Genomic DNA, 15,062 nt, shown 5'->3' with positions numbered 1-15,062 from the left:
TTCCCGTGCGGTCCTTACCTATTCTCCCCTGCCGGCAAGGTCACGCAGCCGACGGGTCTGTGCCTCCCGCTCGGCGCGCTGCTGGTCGGCGTGCGACCGCCCGCCGGCACCGGCGAGCAACGCCTTGATCTCCACCACCGCGTCGCGGGCCCCGGAGAGCAGGCCGGCGGTCAGGTCCCGCACCGCGCCGTCCAGCTCGGCCGGGGGCACGACAAGGGTGGCCAGCCCGATCCGATCCGCCTCGGCGGCGTCCAACCGGCGGCCGGTCGCACAGATCTCCAACGCCCGCGAATATCCGACCAACTCGACGAGGCGTTTCGTGCCGGCCAGGTCGGGCACCAGGCCGAGGGTCACCTCGGCCATCGACAGCTTCGCGTCCGCGGACAGCACTCGCAGGTCACAGGCGAGCGCGAGCTGGAAGCCGGCACCGATCGCGTGGCCCTGTACGGCCGCGACGGAGACGACATCCGGCCGGTGCAGCCAGGTGAAACCGGCCTGGAACTCCGCGATGCGCTCGGCGCACTCCTGCTCGGGCAGTGTGGCCAGCTCAGCGAAGGACCCCGGGCCGGAAGCGCCCGCCACCGCGAGATCGAGGCCGGCCGAGAACGCGCGACCCTCGCCGCGGACCACCACCACCCGCACGTCGCCGGGAAGGTCGCGGGAGAAGTCGCTCATCGCCTGCCACATCGCGGGCGTCTGGGCATTGAGCACGTCGGGCCGGCACAACGTCACCGTGGCGACCGGCCCGTCGCAAGTCAGCCGAACCCCGGTCGCCTCGGCGGTCACCGGACGTCCCGGGGCGCGGCGCTGGTGCACGACGCTGAGGGGCGGGTCACGCCTTCTTGCGGCGCCGGGCGCCACCGCGCTGACGCAGCTGCACGCCGGACTCGGTGAGCACTCGGTGGATGAACCCGTAGGAACGGCCGGTCGAGGCCGCCAACGCGCGGATGCTCTCCCCCGAGGTGTACCGCTTTACCAGGTCCTTGGCGAGCGTCTGACGCTCGGCTCCGACGATCCGGCGACCCTTCTCAGTGCTGGTGGCTGTGCCAGTGGCTGCCATGCTGTGTCCTCACGTCCCAGACTGTGCGGTTCGGATACGGTCCCACCTATTAGACCGCCTCGAACGATCATGCGCCAGATATCAACTCTTCGCCAACCGACACGCTATGCAATGTCAGCTTCCCGATAGAGTGATCCTGGCGATCCGGCCCGCCGCGGCATCCGGGCGTACCACCGCCGGAAGCTGGCGGCTGCCGGCGGCCCGTAGCCTTCGGTCGTGATCGACCTGTTGAGCACCGCCGGCGCGGCGGCCGTGGTCTTCGCCGCCACCGACATCGACGACATCGTCATCCTGACGCTGTTCTTCGTCGCGGCCCGCACGACCGGCCAGCCCCGCACCTGGGAGATTGTCGCCGGGCAATACCTCGGCATCGGCGCGCTCGCGTTGGCCAGCGCGGTGGTCGCGGGTGGACTTCTGGTGGTGCCCGACCCGTGGACGGGGCTGCTCGGCCTGCTGCCGATCGCGCTCGGCGTACGCGCGCTGCGGAGTTCGGGCGACGACGAGGCACCGGCGGTCGTCACCGGAGCGCTCGGCGTGGCCGGGGTGACGATCGCGAACGGCGCCGACAACGTCGCTGTCTACGTACCCGTGTTCCGGGCCCTCGGTGTGGCCGACAGCGCGGTGTTCCTGCTGGTCTTCGTGCTGCTGATCGCGCTCTGGTGCGTGGCCGGGGCCTGGCTGGGCGGGCACCGGAGGGTGGTCGGGCTGGTCGAGCGCGCTGGCGCCTGGCTGGTGCCGACGGTCTTCATCGCCATCGGGCTGGTGATCCTGGTCAGCTCCGGCGTGCTCGGCCGACTGGTCGACCTGCTCGGCTGAGAGCTGGCCGAGCAGCCTCGGTCAGGCCAGCTCGACCAGTTCGAGCAGGTCGTCGCTCCACGCGTCCTCGTCGCCGTCGGGCAGCAGGATGGCCCGGTCCGGCTTGAGCGCCAGCACCGCACCCGGGTCGTGGGTGACCAGGACGATCGCGCCCGGGTAGTTGGCGATGGCGTCCAGCACCTGCTCCCGGCTGACCGGGTCGAGGTTGTTCGTCGGCTCGTCGAGCAACAGCACGTTGGCGCCGGAACAGACCAGAGTGGACAGGGCCAGTCGGGTCTTCTCGCCGCCGGAGAGCACGCCGGCCGGCTTGTTCACGTCGTCACCGGAGAAGAGGAACGCGCCAAGGATCTTGCGCAGGTCGGTGTCGGACTGCTCGACGGCGGCGGCGCGCATGTTCTCCAGCACCGTCCGCTCCACGTCCAGCGTCTCGTGCTCCTGGGCGTAGTAGCCCAGCCGCAGGCCGTGCCCCGCGTGCACCTCGCCGGTGTCCGGGCTGAGCAGCCCGCCGAGCATCCGCAGCAGGGTCGTCTTGCCGGCGCCGTTGAGCCCGAGGATGGCCACCCGGGAGCCCCGGTCCACCGCCACGTTGACGTCGGTGAAGATCTCCAGTGAGCCGTACGACTTGGAGAGGCCGGTCGCCGTGAGCGGGGTCTTGCCGCACGGCGCGGGGCTGGGGAAACGCACCTTGGCCACCCGGTCGGCGACCCGCACCTCCTCCAGGCCGGAGATCAGCTTCTCGGCACGGCGGGCCATGTTCTGCGCGGCCACGGTCTTGGTGGCCTTGGCCCTCATCTTGTCGGCCTGCGCCATCAGCGCGCCGGCCTTCTTCTCCGCGTTGGCCCGCTCCCGGCGGCGGCGCCGCTCGTCGGTCTCGCGCGCCTCCAGGTACGCCTTCCAACCCAGGTTGTACACGTCGATGACCGACCGGGTGGCGTCGAGGAACCAGACCTTGTTGACCACCGACTCCAGCAACGCGCCGTCGTGGGAGATCACGATCAGGCCGCCCTTGTGGTTGGCGAGGAAGCCCCGCAACCAGGTGATCGAGTCGGCGTCGAGGTGGTTGGTGGGCTCGTCGAGCAGCAGGATGCCGCCGCCGTTCTCGCCCGCGTCGCGGAACAGGATCCGGGCCAGCTCGATGCGGCGACGCTGACCACCGGACAGGGTGCCGATGGTCTGCGCGAGCGCCCGGTCCGGTAGGCCGAGGTTGGCGCAGATGCGCGCGGCCTCGGCCTCGGCGGCGTACCCGCCGAGGGCGGCGAACTGGTCCTCCAGCGCGCCGTACCGACGGACCAGCTTGTCGTTGGCGTCTTCGGCGAGGCGGGCCTCGACCTCCTGCATCTGCGCCATCAGCACGTCCAGGCCGCGGGCGGAGAGCACCCGGTCGCGGCCGGTGACCTCCAGGTCACCCGTGCGCGGGTCCTGTGGCAGGTAGCCGATGGCGCTGCGCTGGTCGATCTGGCCGCCGTACGGCTGCCCCTCGCCGGCGAGCACCTTCAGCGTGGTGGTCTTGCCGGCGCCGTTGCGACCGACCAGGCCGATCCGATCACCGGGCTGCACGCGCAGGGTGGTGTCGGACAGCAGGATCCGGGAACCGGCACGCAGTTCCAGGCCGGTGGCAGTGATCATGTTTGCGGGCTCGCTCTCGGGGTTTGGAAGGCTGACTCGGGGCACGCGAAACGGCCGGCGGGCTCAAGGGGCCCGACGGCGCGGGGCGGTTCAGCCTTCGCAGCGCAGCACCTGACAAGTGTACCGGGCGCCGCAGGACGGCCCGCCCGGATTACCGATCAAGATCATCGGGTATCGGAACGCCTGTCCGGACCCCGTCCGGCACTCGATGGACGAAACGACACACAAACGACACTCACCGGCATACGGCGATCGGGGTCACGCATGGAACTCAACGAGCGGGCCGAGCTCGACACCTCCCAGGCCAACGACCTGGGCCGGGGTAGCGGCGGGTCAGGCGGCGGCTTCGGCATCCCCATCCCCGGCGGCGGCGGCCGGGGCGGCATCATCGGAATCGTGGTGGCCGTTCTCGTCGCCCTGCTCGGCGGCGGGTTCGGTCTCAACGCCATGACCAACGGCGACGAGGGCGGTCAGGCCGGCGGCACCGACCTGGAGCAGTTGTGCTCCACCGCGAACCCCGAGCGTCTCGACGACGCACGCTGCCGCAACCTGCTCTACGTCAACAGCATCCAGGACTACTGGAAGAAGGCGTACCCCGAACTGGGCAGAAGCGACTACGAGGTCACCACCACCAACTTCTTCCAGGCGGCCGTGAACACCGGCTGCGGGCAGGCCGACTCGGGTGTCGGCCCGTTCTACTGCCCCGCAGACCGGAAGGTGTACATCGACCTGAGCTTCTACGACGAGCTGGCCTCCCGGTTCGGCGCCAAGGGTGAGTTCGCCCAGCCGTACGTGCTCGCCCACGAGTACGGCCACCACGTCCAGAACCTGCTCGGCACCAACGCGAAGGCCGGCCAGGGCGACCAGAGCGGGCCTCGCTCGGCCTCCGTGCGGCTGGAGTTGCAGGCCGACTGCTACGCCGGCGCCTGGGCCCGGCACGCCACCGAGAGCAAGGACAAGACCGGCCAGCAGCCGTTGTTCAAGTCCATCACCGAGGCCGACATCAGCCAGGCCATCGACGCCGCCGAGGCGATCGGCGACGACAGCATCCAGGAGCGCTCCGGCGGGCGGGTCAACCCCGACCAGTTCACCCACGGCACGTCCGAGCAGCGCAAGCGCTGGTTCAACCAGGGCTACGACCGCGGCGACCCGAAGACCTGCGACACCTTCGGCACCGACCAGCTCTGACATCCGCTCCGAGATCGTGGCAGGCCCATCGGCGGGCCTGCCACGATCGTCATTCCTGCCGAAGCTCCCAGGTCAGGTCAGCCGCGAGACCTGGTAGTGGCCGATGAGCCAGTCGTCGTCGACCCGCCTCAGGAGCACGCCGAGGTTGACGGTCAGGGCCGGCCGGTCGGTGAAGCCGAACTCCACCTCCAGGTAGCCGAGGACCACGTCGTCGGCGAGACGGCGGATCTCCCGGATGTCGTACGCGGCGGTCAGGCCGAGCGGCTGTCCGGCGTAGTACGCGGCGACGCCGGCAGGACCGACCGTGTACGGCTGCAACCCCTGAAAGATCGCGTCTTCGGTGAAGCACGCCGCGACCCGATCGGGCTCGTGGGCGTCGACCGCCGATTTCCACCGGTCGAGGACGGTACGCAGAATCTGCGCCTCGGACATGATGATCTCCCTGCTGGACGGACGTGCCCCGTTGCGTGCCTGTCGAGCTGCCCCAGGTGCGAGGCGACCCCCTCCAGGCTCAGCGAGGCGGCTGACCCGGGTCGTTCGGGTGCGGCGTCAACGGCGTCACGGTCTCGCGCCGCCAGGCGCGCAGTGGCATCGACGCGAGCACGGCTTCCAGCTCATCGGCGTCGGCGGCCTGGAAGAGCCCCCACGTACGCCACTCCCCCGGCGCCAGCGGCGGCCGCCACAGCCGCAGGAGACTGCCCTGGGCCGTCAGCTCGGCCGAACGCGCCGCCTCTCGCGCGCGCATGTCGGCGACGCCGTCCTCCGATGTTCCCTGCGGCACCGTCGTCACCATGTCAACCAGAAACTCCACGCGCCCATCCTCCGGCGGCCAGCCCGGCAGCACGCCGCGAACCCCGTTTTGCGTGGCGATCGTCTCCCCCACCGACACCGCCGCCAGTGAAGGCCGAGGTCAGTCGGGGTCGCGCACCAGGATCCGGACCGCCCGGGCCGCACCCACCGCCGCGACCAGCACCGCGTGCCGGGGCTCCGGCACGTCCAGCAGCCGCTCCGCCCGCAACGGCACGAGCGGGGCCAACCGCCGGTCGGCCAGCACCCCGTCCACCGCCCGCCGGTCACCGCCGCAGACCAGCGCGGCGAGCGTCGCCGCCTGCGGCAACAGCAGCCGTACGGCCAGGTCCGCCGCATCACCCAGCGCAGCCTTCGCCTGGTTGTCACGCCGACGGGCGAACCGGTGCTGCGACCATCCCCCCGCAGCGGTGCGCCCCTGCACGTACCGGGTGTCCACCTTGGAGACGACGAGGTCGCCGCCCTCGGCCACCCCGAGCGCCACAGCGCCCTTGCGGGCCAGCAGCAGGCCGATCCGGCGAGGCATGACGGCGGAGGCCACGAACCCGGCCACATCCGCGCCGACCGGGGCACCCGGTGGGGCGTACAGCTCAGCGGTTGCCCCGTCCGGGGCGGCGAGCAGTAGGCCGTACTCCTGGGCGCTGGTGGTGGGCGGGCCGTGCCGGTCGGCGAAGCCCTCGACCCAGCGGCCGACGCGGGCCGGGTCCACCTCGACCCACCGGCCTCCGCCGGCTGCGGGTCGACTGGTCACCGCCCGACCGTACGGCACAGCGAACCCACCCGCGACCCCGGGCGGCCCCGGGCCTGGCCCGCGACCGGGCGACACCGTCGCCCCGTCGCGGTCGGGTGGTTCAGCCGTCGGATGGCTGCCGTGACCGTTCAGCCTGGCAGTAGCGCGGCCACCGCCAGCGCGGCGATCAGCGCGCTGGAGACCAGGCCGGTGACCAGCCGGCCACGCGGCCCGGTCAACGCCCGGCCGACCACGGTGCCACCGCCGGCAATGACCAGTTGCCAACTCGCCGACGCCAGGAACACCCCGGCCACGAAGAGCGCCACCGGGACCACACCCGAATCGGCCGTGTTCCGGCGGCCGAGCACCAGCGCGGTGAAGTAGAGCACCGTCATCGGGTTCAGCAGGGTCAACCCGAGCAGCGCCGCGTAGGCCCGCCCCGGAGTGCTCATACCCCCACCGTCGCGTGTCGTCAGCGACCGCTGCGAGCGGTGCGCGGACCATGTCCGCCACAGGCCGTGCCCGGCAAGACCCAGCAGGACCACGGCGGCGACCACCCGCAGTGGCCCGGCGACCGGCCCGATGATTCCGGCCAGGCCGGCCCCGCCGAGCACGGCCACCACCGCGTAGAGCCCGTCAGCCGTCGCCACCGCGAGCGCTGCGGCCGCACCAACCCGAAACGAGGTGCGGGCGCTGAGCCCCAGAATGAGAATCGCGATCGCGCCGACCGGAATGGCGACGCCGTAGCCGGCCACGAGACCGGCGAGGAACGCCCCGGTCATGGACGTCGGTGGCGGGTCGAGGTCCGTCCCCGGAGCGGCCGCTGTCGACGCACGGCAGTGGCCGCACGGACAGGAACCTGCTTCGGGTACGCCTCAATCACACGTGCATCCTCCGCGCCGGACCCGCGCCCCCGCCACCGATTTTCCCCGCGCCCCGCGCCCCGCGCCCCGCGCCCCGCGCCCCGCGCCCCGCGCCCCGCGCCCCGCGCCCCGCGCCAAGATCGTGCTCAAAGCAGGATGTAGTGGCCTCGGCGACGCACCGAGGCCACTACATCAATGATCGAGCGTGATCTTGGGTTGTTCGGGGGTCGGCCGACCGGGCAGAGCCGAACTTCAGGCGGTCACCGAGGGTCGCGACCGAGGTAGGAGAGCAGGGCGGCGACCTCGTCGGCCTCCGAAGCGGGGTCGATCGCCGGGGCGTACGCGCCGTAGGCCCGCAGCGGCTCGACGATCTGCCGGGCCACCACCAGCAGGGGGCGGGCCAGTTCGGCGCCGAGCGGGGACGGCTGACCGGTGGCCACCGCGATGTCCCAGGCGTGCACTGCCGCGTCCAGGGCGCACGCTACGGCGCCGACCTCGGCCGGCAGCTTGCCCTGGGGCAGCGGCGTGGGCACCTCCGGGGCGTCGTCGGCGACGCTCTTCCAGGCCCGGGCGGACGCGTCGAGGGCAGCGCGCAGGTCGGCAAGTTTGTCGCCGTCAATCCGACCGGAGGGTGCGAACGGGTCCTCCGTCGGCCCCGGACCGCCGTTGATCGCCGACGCGAAGGCGAACTGGTCGCCGGTCGCGTGCTGGAGCACCTGGGTGACGTTCCACCGCTCGCACGGGGTGGGCCGCTCCCAGGCGTCGGCCGGAACCCCCTCGACGGTCGTCCGAAGCGCCTCGTGCGCCTGCTCGAGCACGATCCGCCACTGCCCCGCTGCCATCTCGCTCATCGTCCTGCCCTCTCTGCCGGCTTTCAGCGAGCTTCCCCACCCGCCTCCGGAGCGGAATATTCCGCTCCGTTCGATAAACTCAGCTTAGCAGACCGGAACGATCCGTTCCACTATTTTCCCGCGCGGGCCTGGAACGCGTCGAGCGCGGTACCCGGACGGGTACCGCGCTCGACGAAGTGGATCGTGTCAGACGTTGAAGCCGAGGGAACGGAGCTGGTCCCGACCCTCGTCAGTGATCTTGTCCGGGCCCCACGGCGGGAGCCACACCCAGTTGATCCTGATGTCGTTGACCAGGCCGCCGCCGGGGCCGGTGGTCAACGCCTGCCGGGTCTGGTCCTCGATGACGTCGGTCAGCGGGCAGGCCGCCGAGGTGAGCGTCATGTCCAGGGTGGCGACGTTCTCGTCGTCGACGTGGACGCCGTACACGAGGCCGAGGTCGACCACGTTGATGCCGAGCTCCGGGTCGACGACGTCCTTCATCGCCTCCTCGATGTCGGCGATCATCGCCTTGGTGACGCCGCCCGCGGGAGCGGCGGCGTCAACGGTGCCGCCGGTCGTCGCGGCGTCGGTCTGCGGCTCCACGGTGGTGTCACCGGCCTCCGGCGTCGCCTCAGTAGCGGTGTTCTCGCTCATGCCGTCCCTCCGCATCGCTGCGTGATGCCACAAGGCACCACTGTGTCATTCGCTCGCTGACGCTGGCTCACGCCTTCACCTCCGGGCTCACACCCACACCGGCGCGTGCCGCGGCGTCCTTGAACGCCATCCACGGCAGCAGCGCGCACTTGACCCGGGCGGGGTAACGGGCCACACCCGCGAAAGCCACCCCGTCACCGAGCACGTCCTCGTCCGGCGTGACCTGGCCACGTCCGGACATCAACTCCACGAACGCCTCGTGCACCTCGAATGCTTCCCCGGCGCCCCGGCCACGCAGCAACTCGTGCAGCACACTCGCCGATGCCTGGCTGATCGAGCAGCCCATCCCGTCGTACGAGATGTCGTGCAGCACCGTGCCGTCGGTGGCCACCCGGACGGTGACCTCGTCACCGCAGGTGGGGTTGACGTGGTGCGCCTCCGCGACCTGGTCGCCCGGGTCGTCGGCATCGCGCAGGCCACGCCCGTGCGGGCGCTTGTAGTGGTCCAGGATGATCTCCTGGTAGAGCTGGTCGAGCTGCATCAGTCGAACACCTTCCGCACCTGCTCCAGACCGGCCACCAGAGCGTCGATCTCCTCGGTGGTGGTGTAGAGGTAGAACGAGGCCCGGGTCATGGCCGGGACGCCGAACCGGCTGCACACCGGCTTGGCACAGTGGTGGCCCACCCGCACCTGCACGCCGAGCGAGTCGAGCACCTGACCCACGTCGTGCGGGTGCACGTCACCGAGTGCGAACGAGATGGTGCCGCCCCGGCCCACCGGCACGGTCGGACCGAAGATCCGCAGGTCCGGCACCGAGCCGAGAGCTTCCAGCGCGTACGCCGTCAGCTCCTTCTCGTGCCACTGGATGGCCTGCATCCCGATGCCGGTCAGGTAGTCGACCGCCGCACCGAGCGCGACCGCCTCGGCGATCGGCGGCGTGCCCGCCTCGAAGCGGGCCGGCGGCGCGGCGAACGTCGAGCGGGCCATGGTGACCGTCTCGATCATCGAGCCGCCGCCGAAGACCGGCGGCATGGCCGCCAGCAGCTCACCCCGGCCCCAGAGCACACCGATGCCGGTCGGACCGCACATCTTGTGGCCGGTGAAGACGATGTAGTCGGCGTCCAGGTCGACCACGTCGATGGGCAGGTGCGGCACCGACTGCGAGCAGTCCAGCAACAGCAGCGCACCCACCTCGCGGACCCGCGCGGTGATCCGGGAGGTGGCGTTGACAGTGCCGAGGATGTTGGACATGTGCACCAGCGAGACGATCTTCGTCCGTTCGGTGACCAGATCCTCCAGGCCCGACTCGTCCAACCGCCCCTGGTCGGTGACCGGGAACCAGCGCAGGGTCGCGCCGGTCCGCTCACAGAGCAACTGCCACGGGACGATGTTCGAGTGGTGCTCCATCTCGGAGATCACCACCTCGTCGCCCGGACCGAGCCGGAAACGGGGATCGGCGTCCGGGCGCAGCGAGGCGTTCGAGAAGGCGTACGCCACGATGTTGATCGCCTCGGTGGAGTTCTTCGTGAACACCACCTCGTCGGTGCTCGGCGCGTTGATGAACGCGGCAATCTTCGCCCGCGCCCCCTCGTACGCCTCGGTGGCCTCGGTGCCCAGGGTATGCACCGAGCGCGACACGTTGGCGTTGTGCCGCGCGTAGTGCTCGTCGAGCACGTCGAGCACCTGGCGCGGTTTGTGCGAGGTGTTGGCGCTGTCGAGGTAGACCAGCGGGTGCCCGTTGATGTCCCGACCGAGGATCGGGAAGTCGGCGCGCACCCGGGCCACGTCGAAACGCGGCACGTCGTCGTACTGCGGCATCCCCGAGGGGATCGCGATGCTGGTCATCTCGGCAGCGCCTCTCCCGCTCAGGCCTTGGCCGTGCCGGCCCCGGCGGCGTACCGCTCGTAGCCCTCGGCCTCGAGCTTGTCGGCCAGCTCCGAGCCGCCCTGCTCGACGATCCGGCCGGCCACGAAGACGTGCACGAAGTCCGGCTTGATGTAGCGCAGGATCCGGGTGTAGTGGGTGATCAGCAGCACGCCGGTGTCACCGGTGTCGCGGACCCGGTTGACGCCCTCGCTGACCACGCGCAGCGCGTCCACGTCGAGACCGGAGTCGGTCTCGTCGAGGATCGCGATCTTCGGCTTGAGCAGCTCCAGCTGGACGATCTCGTGCCGCTTCTTCTCACCACCGGAGAAGCCCTCGTTGACGTTGCGCTGGGCGAACGCCGGGTCCATCTGGAGGCGCTCCATCGCACCGCGCAGCTCGCCGCCCCAGGTACGGAGCTTCGGCGCCTCGCCGTCGATGGCGGTCTTGGCGGTCCGCAGGAAGTTCGCCACCGAGACGCCGGGCACCTCGACCGGGTACTGCATGGCCAGGAAGAGGCCGGCGCGGGCGCGCTCGTCGACCGTCATGGCCAGCACGTCCTCGCCGTCGAGGGTCACCGTGCCACCGGTGATCTCGTACTTGGGGTGACCGGCGATCGAGTACGCCAGGGTGGACTTGCCGGAACCGTTCGGGCCCATGATCGCGTGGGTCTCGCCCGACTTCACGGTCAGGTCGACACCGGCCAGGATCGGCTTGAGCTCACCCTCGGGCAGCTTGACCGACACCTTCAGGTCGCGGATCTCCAGGGTGCTCATTATCGGGTCACTCCATTACTCGGCGTCAGGCTGAGGTAGATGTCGCCGTCGCGGACTTCGACGGGGTAGACGGGGACGGGTTCGGTGGCGGGCAGGCCGGTCGGCTCGCCGGTGCGCAGGTCGAAGCGCGAGCCGTGCAGCCAGCACTCGAGCGTGCAGCCATCGACCTCACCCTCGGAGAGCGCGACCGAGGCGTGCGAGCACTCGTCGTACGCGGCGTAGAAGCCGCCGTCCTCGCCGTGCACCAGGGCGATCGGCGTGCCGTCGACGTCCGCGCTGATCGCGGTGCCCTTCGGCACGTCCTCGGTGGAGCAGATGCGGATCATCAAGCGCCCGCCTTGGTCAGCCGGGCCTCGATCGCGTCGCCGAGGCTCTCGCGCAGCGACTCCACCGGGATCTTGTTGATCAGCTCGGCGAAGAAACCACGCACCACCAGCCGGCGGGCCTCGCTCTCCGGAATGCCCCGGGCCATCAGGTAGAACAACTGCTCGTCATCGAAGCGGCCGGTCGCGCTGGCGTGGCCGGCACCGGAGATCTCGCCGGTCTCGATCTCCAGATTGGGTACGGAGTCCGCCCGTGCGCCGTCGGTGAGCAGCAGGTTCCGGTTGATCTCGTACGTGTCGGTGCCGGTCGCCTCGGCCCGGATGAGCACGTCGCCCACCCAGACGGTGTGTGCGCTCTCGCCCTGCAGAGCGCCCCGGTAGCCGACGTAGCTGCGGCAGTCCGGGATGCTGTGGTCGACCAGCTGCCGGTGCTCCAGGTGCTGGCCGGAGTCGGCGAAGTAGACGCCGTACAGCTCGGCCTCGCCACCGCGCCCGGTGTATTCCACGCTGGTGAACTGCCGGACCAGGTCGCCACCCAGGGAGACCTGGATGTGGATGACCTTGGCGTCCCGGCCCAGCTTGATCTTCAGGTGCTGGGCCTGGACCGCGTCGTCGGCCCAGTCGGCGACAGTGACCAGCGTCAGCTTCGCGCCGTCGGCCACGGCCACCTCGACGTTGTCGGCCAGGGTGGCCGACCCGACGTGCTCCAGCACCACTGTCGCCTCGGCGAACCGGCCCACCTCGACGAAGGTGTGACCGAACGCCGGCTGCTCGACGCCCTCGCCGACCACCCGCAGCCGCACCGCCTCACCGAGCACCACGTCGGGGGCCACCCGCAGCAGCAGGGCGTCCGCGGCGGCACCGTAGGCCAGCGCGCTGACCCGGTCGACCGGGGTCAGCACGCTGCCGACCCGCTCGTCGTCACGGCCGACCCGGGTGATGGCGACGCCCTCGGGCAGGTCGCCGTACTCGTGTCGGACCGCGCCGGGCGCGGCCGGCGCCTCGCTGGTCAGGCCGCGGAGGCGCTTGAGCGGGGTGAAGCGCCACTCCTCCTCCAGGCCGGTGAGGGCCGGGAAGTCGGCGACGTCGTACGAGCGCAGCGCCTGCGACTTGGTGCTGGGCGGCGGCGCGGAAGCCTGGGTAGTCATTTCTTCCTTGGTCTGTCTGTTCCGTGACGACGAGTTGGGGCCGGGTGTGACGGGCCGAGGTTCCGGCCCGTCACGGGGAGCGGCGGCGTCAGCCGACCGCGCCCTCCATCTGAAGCTCGATCAGACGGTTGAGCTCCAGGGCGTACTCCATCGGGAGCTCCTTGGCGATCGGCTCGATGAAGCCGCGCACGATCATGGCCATCGCCTCGTCCTCGCTCAGGCCCCGGCTCATCAGGTAGAAGAGCTGGTCGTCGCTGATCTTGGAGACGGTCGCCTCGTGCCCCATCGACACGTCGTCCTCACGGATGTCGACGTACGGGTAGGTGTCCGAGCGGGAGATGGTGTCGACCAGCAGCGCGTCGCACTTGACAGTGCTCCGGCTGTGGTGCGAACCCTCCAGCACCTGCACCAGACCCCGGTACGAGGTGCGGCCGCCGCCACGGGCGATCGACTTCGACACGATGGTCGAGGAGGTGTGCGGCGCGGCGTGCACCATCTTGGCGCCGGCGTCCTGGTGCTGACCCTCGCCGGCCATCGCCACCGAGAGCACCTCGCCCTTGGCGTGCTCGCCGGTCATGTAGACCGCCGGGTACTTCATGGTCACCTTGGAGCCGATGTTGCCGTCGACCCACTCCATGGTCGCGCCCTCGTGGCAGACGGCGCGCTTGGTGACCAGGTTGTAGACGTTGTTCGACCAGTTCTGGATGGTCGTGTAGCGGCAGCGCGCGTTCTTCTTGACGATGATCTCCACGACCGCGCTGTGCAGCGAGTCGGAGGAGTAGAGCGGCGCGGTGCAGCCCTCGACGTAGTGCACGTACGCACCCTCGTCGACGATGATCAGCGTCCGCTCGAACTGGCCCATGTTCTCCGTGTTGATCCGGAAGTAGGCCTGCAGCGGGATCTCGACCTGCACGCCCTTCGGCACGTAGATGAACGAGCCACCGGACCACACCGAGGTGTTCAGGGCGGCGAACTTGTTGTCGCCGACCGGGATCACCGTGCCGAAGTACTCCTTGAAGACGTCCTCGTGCTCGCGCAGCGCCGTGTCGGTGTCCAGGAAGAGGACGCCCTGCTCCTCAAGGTCCTCGCGGATCTTGTGGTAGACGACCTCCGACTCGTACTGCGCCGCGACACCGGCGACCAGCCGCTGCTTCTCCGCCTCCGGGATGCCCAGCCGGTCGTAGGTGTTCTTGATGTCCTCGGGCAGGTCCTCCCAGCTGGTGGCCTGCTTCTCGGTGGACCGCACGAAGTACTTGATGTTGTCGAAGTCGATCCCGGTGAGGTCCGCGCCCCAGGCCGGCATCGGCTTACGGCCGAACAGCCGCAGGCCCTTCAGCCGCAGGTCGAGCATCCACGCCGGCTCGTTCTTCTTGGCCGAGATGTCCCGCACCACCGCCTCGTTGATGCCGCGCTGGGCGACCGCCCCGGCGGCGTCCGGGTCGGACCAGCCGTACTCGTACCGGCCCAGGGCGGCGAGCTGCTCTTCCTGGGTCAGGGGCTGGACGATCTGCTCGGTCATCTATCTGTCCTCACAGTGGTTACGGGATTACCGGATTGAACGCGGCCCGGCTGAGTCGGGATGTGCGTGGTGCACACCCCGTCGCCGTGCGCGATGGTGGCCAGACGCTGCACGTGGGTGCCGACCAGACGGGAGATGACCGCGGTCTCGGCCTCGCACAGCTGAGGAAACTCGGCGGCCACGTGCGCCACCGGGCAGTGGTGCTGGCAGAGCTGGCCGCCGGAGGCGATCGTGGTCGCATTGGCAGCGTAACCCTCGCCGGTGAGCGCTGCGGCGAGTGCCTCGGCCCGGGCGAGAGGGTCGTCGCCGGCGTCCTCCATGGCCGTCCGACAACGGGACTCGAGAGCCGACACCTGCTCGGTGGCGAACGCCTCGACCGCGTCCGAGCCGCCACTGCGGGCGATCCAGCGCAGCGCGGCGGTGGCCATGTTGTCGTAGTGGTGTGTGCCACAGCGGACCCGGGCGGCCTCGGTCAACAGGAACACCTTGGCCGGACGCCCCCGACCGCGGCTGCCCTGCACGGGCTGCTCGCGGGCGTACACGTCACCATCCGCAAGCATCGCGTCGAGGTGCCGGCGGATCGCCGCCGGGCTGAGCCCGAGCGCCGCGCCAAGCTGCGCGGCGGTGGTGGCACCCTGCTCCAGCAGCAACTGGGTGACCCGGTCCCGGGTGGAGACCTCGGCCGCCGCCGGCCCGGCGAGGCCGGCCGACGTGGTCACGGCAGGCGCGGAGGCGGACGCACCGAGGGCCGGTACGGCCGTCGGTTGGTGCCCGGAGAGCGCCGCCGCGTTTTTCACAACGCCAACGTTACGTAATTACCCGGAGGGTCGCAAACCCGGGCCCCGGTGATCCCAACCAC

Annotated in this window: 18 protein-coding genes; 2 read left to right on the top strand and 16 right to left on the bottom strand. The window is 70.6% G+C overall.

Features of this window, described 5'->3' with window-relative positions; translation table 11 throughout:
• Window positions 1-18: 18 nt before the first annotated feature.
• Window positions 19-786: an enoyl-CoA hydratase/isomerase family protein gene (locus GA0070561_RS21440; protein ID WP_091403716.1), complete on the bottom strand. Its 768-nt coding sequence runs from the start codon at window positions 784-786 to the stop codon at window positions 19-21.
• A 46-nt stretch (window positions 787-832) separates the two neighbouring features.
• The gene (locus GA0070561_RS21435) at window positions 833-1,060 is read right to left on the bottom strand and encodes a helix-turn-helix domain-containing protein (protein WP_007462679.1); all 228 of its coding nucleotides are present in this window, start codon (window positions 1,058-1,060) and stop codon (window positions 833-835) included.
• Window positions 1,061-1,276: 216 nt separating this feature from the next.
• On the opposite strand from GA0070561_RS21435, the gene GA0070561_RS21430 reads away from it, so the two are divergent.
• The gene (locus GA0070561_RS21430; RefSeq protein WP_091403714.1) at window positions 1,277-1,876 is read left to right on the top strand and encodes a cadmium resistance transporter; all 600 of its coding nucleotides are present in this window, start codon (window positions 1,277-1,279) and stop codon (window positions 1,874-1,876) included.
• Window positions 1,877-1,897: 21 nt separating this feature from the next.
• Here the strand turns inward: GA0070561_RS21430 and GA0070561_RS21425 are convergent, their stop codons facing one another.
• Entirely contained in the window at window positions 1,898-3,502 is a 1,605-nt protein-coding gene (locus tag GA0070561_RS21425) for an ABC-F family ATP-binding cassette domain-containing protein (protein ID WP_091403713.1), read from the bottom strand.
• 264 nt (window positions 3,503-3,766) lie between these two features.
• Here GA0070561_RS21425 and ypfJ point away from each other — a divergent pair, with 264 nt between their 5' ends.
• Complete coding sequence (gene ypfJ, locus GA0070561_RS21420; RefSeq protein ID WP_091403712.1) at window positions 3,767-4,690, top strand: KPN_02809 family neutral zinc metallopeptidase; 924 nt, start codon at window positions 3,767-3,769, stop codon at window positions 4,688-4,690.
• Window positions 4,691-4,762: 72 nt separating this feature from the next.
• Here ypfJ and GA0070561_RS21415 read toward each other — a convergent pair whose 3' ends face one another.
• The 13 genes from GA0070561_RS21415 to GA0070561_RS21355 all read right to left on the bottom strand — a co-directional run bounded on the left by GA0070561_RS21415 (window position 4,763) and on the right by GA0070561_RS21355 (window position 15,000).
• Entirely contained in the window at window positions 4,763-5,122 is a 360-nt protein-coding gene (locus GA0070561_RS21415; RefSeq protein WP_091403710.1) for a YybH family protein, read from the bottom strand.
• A 79-nt stretch (window positions 5,123-5,201) separates the two neighbouring features.
• Window positions 5,202-5,501, bottom strand: a complete 300-nt coding sequence (locus tag GA0070561_RS21410; RefSeq protein ID WP_091405207.1) for a muconolactone Delta-isomerase family protein — start codon at window positions 5,499-5,501, stop codon at window positions 5,202-5,204.
• A gap of 99 nt (window positions 5,502-5,600) precedes the next feature.
• Window positions 5,601-6,248, bottom strand: coding sequence for an acVLRF1 family peptidyl-tRNA hydrolase (locus GA0070561_RS21405; RefSeq protein WP_091405209.1), 648 nt, complete (start codon window positions 6,246-6,248; stop codon window positions 5,601-5,603).
• Between the two features lie 128 nt (window positions 6,249-6,376).
• A complete protein-coding gene (locus GA0070561_RS21400) occupies window positions 6,377-7,009 on the bottom strand; it encodes a LysE family transporter (RefSeq protein ID WP_091403708.1) in 633 nt (210 codons plus the stop codon).
• Window positions 7,010-7,350: 341 nt separating this feature from the next.
• Entirely contained in the window at window positions 7,351-7,941 is a 591-nt protein-coding gene (locus tag GA0070561_RS21395) for a TIGR03086 family metal-binding protein (RefSeq protein ID WP_208603821.1), read from the bottom strand.
• A gap of 186 nt (window positions 7,942-8,127) precedes the next feature.
• Complete coding sequence (locus GA0070561_RS21390) at window positions 8,128-8,574, bottom strand: metal-sulfur cluster assembly factor (RefSeq protein WP_091403703.1); 447 nt, start codon at window positions 8,572-8,574, stop codon at window positions 8,128-8,130.
• 67 nt (window positions 8,575-8,641) lie between these two features.
• The gene (gene sufU / locus GA0070561_RS21385; RefSeq protein WP_091403700.1) at window positions 8,642-9,115 is read right to left on the bottom strand and encodes a Fe-S cluster assembly sulfur transfer protein SufU; all 474 of its coding nucleotides are present in this window, start codon (window positions 9,113-9,115) and stop codon (window positions 8,642-8,644) included.
• Window positions 9,115-10,419: a cysteine desulfurase gene (locus GA0070561_RS21380; protein WP_091403697.1), complete on the bottom strand. Its 1,305-nt coding sequence runs from the start codon at window positions 10,417-10,419 to the stop codon at window positions 9,115-9,117. The genes sufU and GA0070561_RS21380 overlap by 1 nt, the downstream gene beginning before the upstream one ends.
• A 20-nt stretch (window positions 10,420-10,439) precedes the next feature.
• Entirely contained in the window at window positions 10,440-11,213 is a 774-nt protein-coding gene (sufC, locus tag GA0070561_RS21375; protein ID WP_091403695.1) for a Fe-S cluster assembly ATPase SufC, read from the bottom strand.
• Window positions 11,213-11,539 carry a non-heme iron oxygenase ferredoxin subunit gene (locus GA0070561_RS21370; protein WP_091403693.1) on the bottom strand — a complete coding sequence of 109 codons (327 nt, stop codon included), beginning with the start codon at window positions 11,537-11,539 and terminating at the stop codon, window positions 11,213-11,215. The genes sufC and GA0070561_RS21370 overlap by 1 nt, the downstream gene beginning before the upstream one ends.
• The gene (gene sufD / locus GA0070561_RS21365) at window positions 11,539-12,684 is read right to left on the bottom strand and encodes a Fe-S cluster assembly protein SufD (RefSeq protein ID WP_091403691.1); all 1,146 of its coding nucleotides are present in this window, start codon (window positions 12,682-12,684) and stop codon (window positions 11,539-11,541) included. The genes GA0070561_RS21370 and sufD overlap by 1 nt, the downstream gene beginning before the upstream one ends.
• Before the next feature lie 88 nt (window positions 12,685-12,772).
• A complete protein-coding gene (gene sufB, locus GA0070561_RS21360; protein ID WP_091403689.1) occupies window positions 12,773-14,203 on the bottom strand; it encodes a Fe-S cluster assembly protein SufB in 1,431 nt (476 codons plus the stop codon).
• On the bottom strand, window positions 14,200-15,000 hold the full coding sequence (locus GA0070561_RS21355; RefSeq protein ID WP_373861615.1) for a helix-turn-helix transcriptional regulator: 801 nt from the start codon (window positions 14,998-15,000) through the stop codon (window positions 14,200-14,202). The genes sufB and GA0070561_RS21355 overlap by 4 nt, the downstream gene beginning before the upstream one ends.
• Window positions 15,001-15,062 lie beyond the last annotated feature (62 nt).

Source organism: Micromonospora saelicesensis (assembly GCF_900091575.1).
Lineage (GTDB): Bacteria > Actinomycetota > Actinomycetes > Mycobacteriales > Micromonosporaceae > Micromonospora > Micromonospora saelicesensis.
This window is presented reverse-complemented; position numbering and strand designations above follow the sequence as displayed.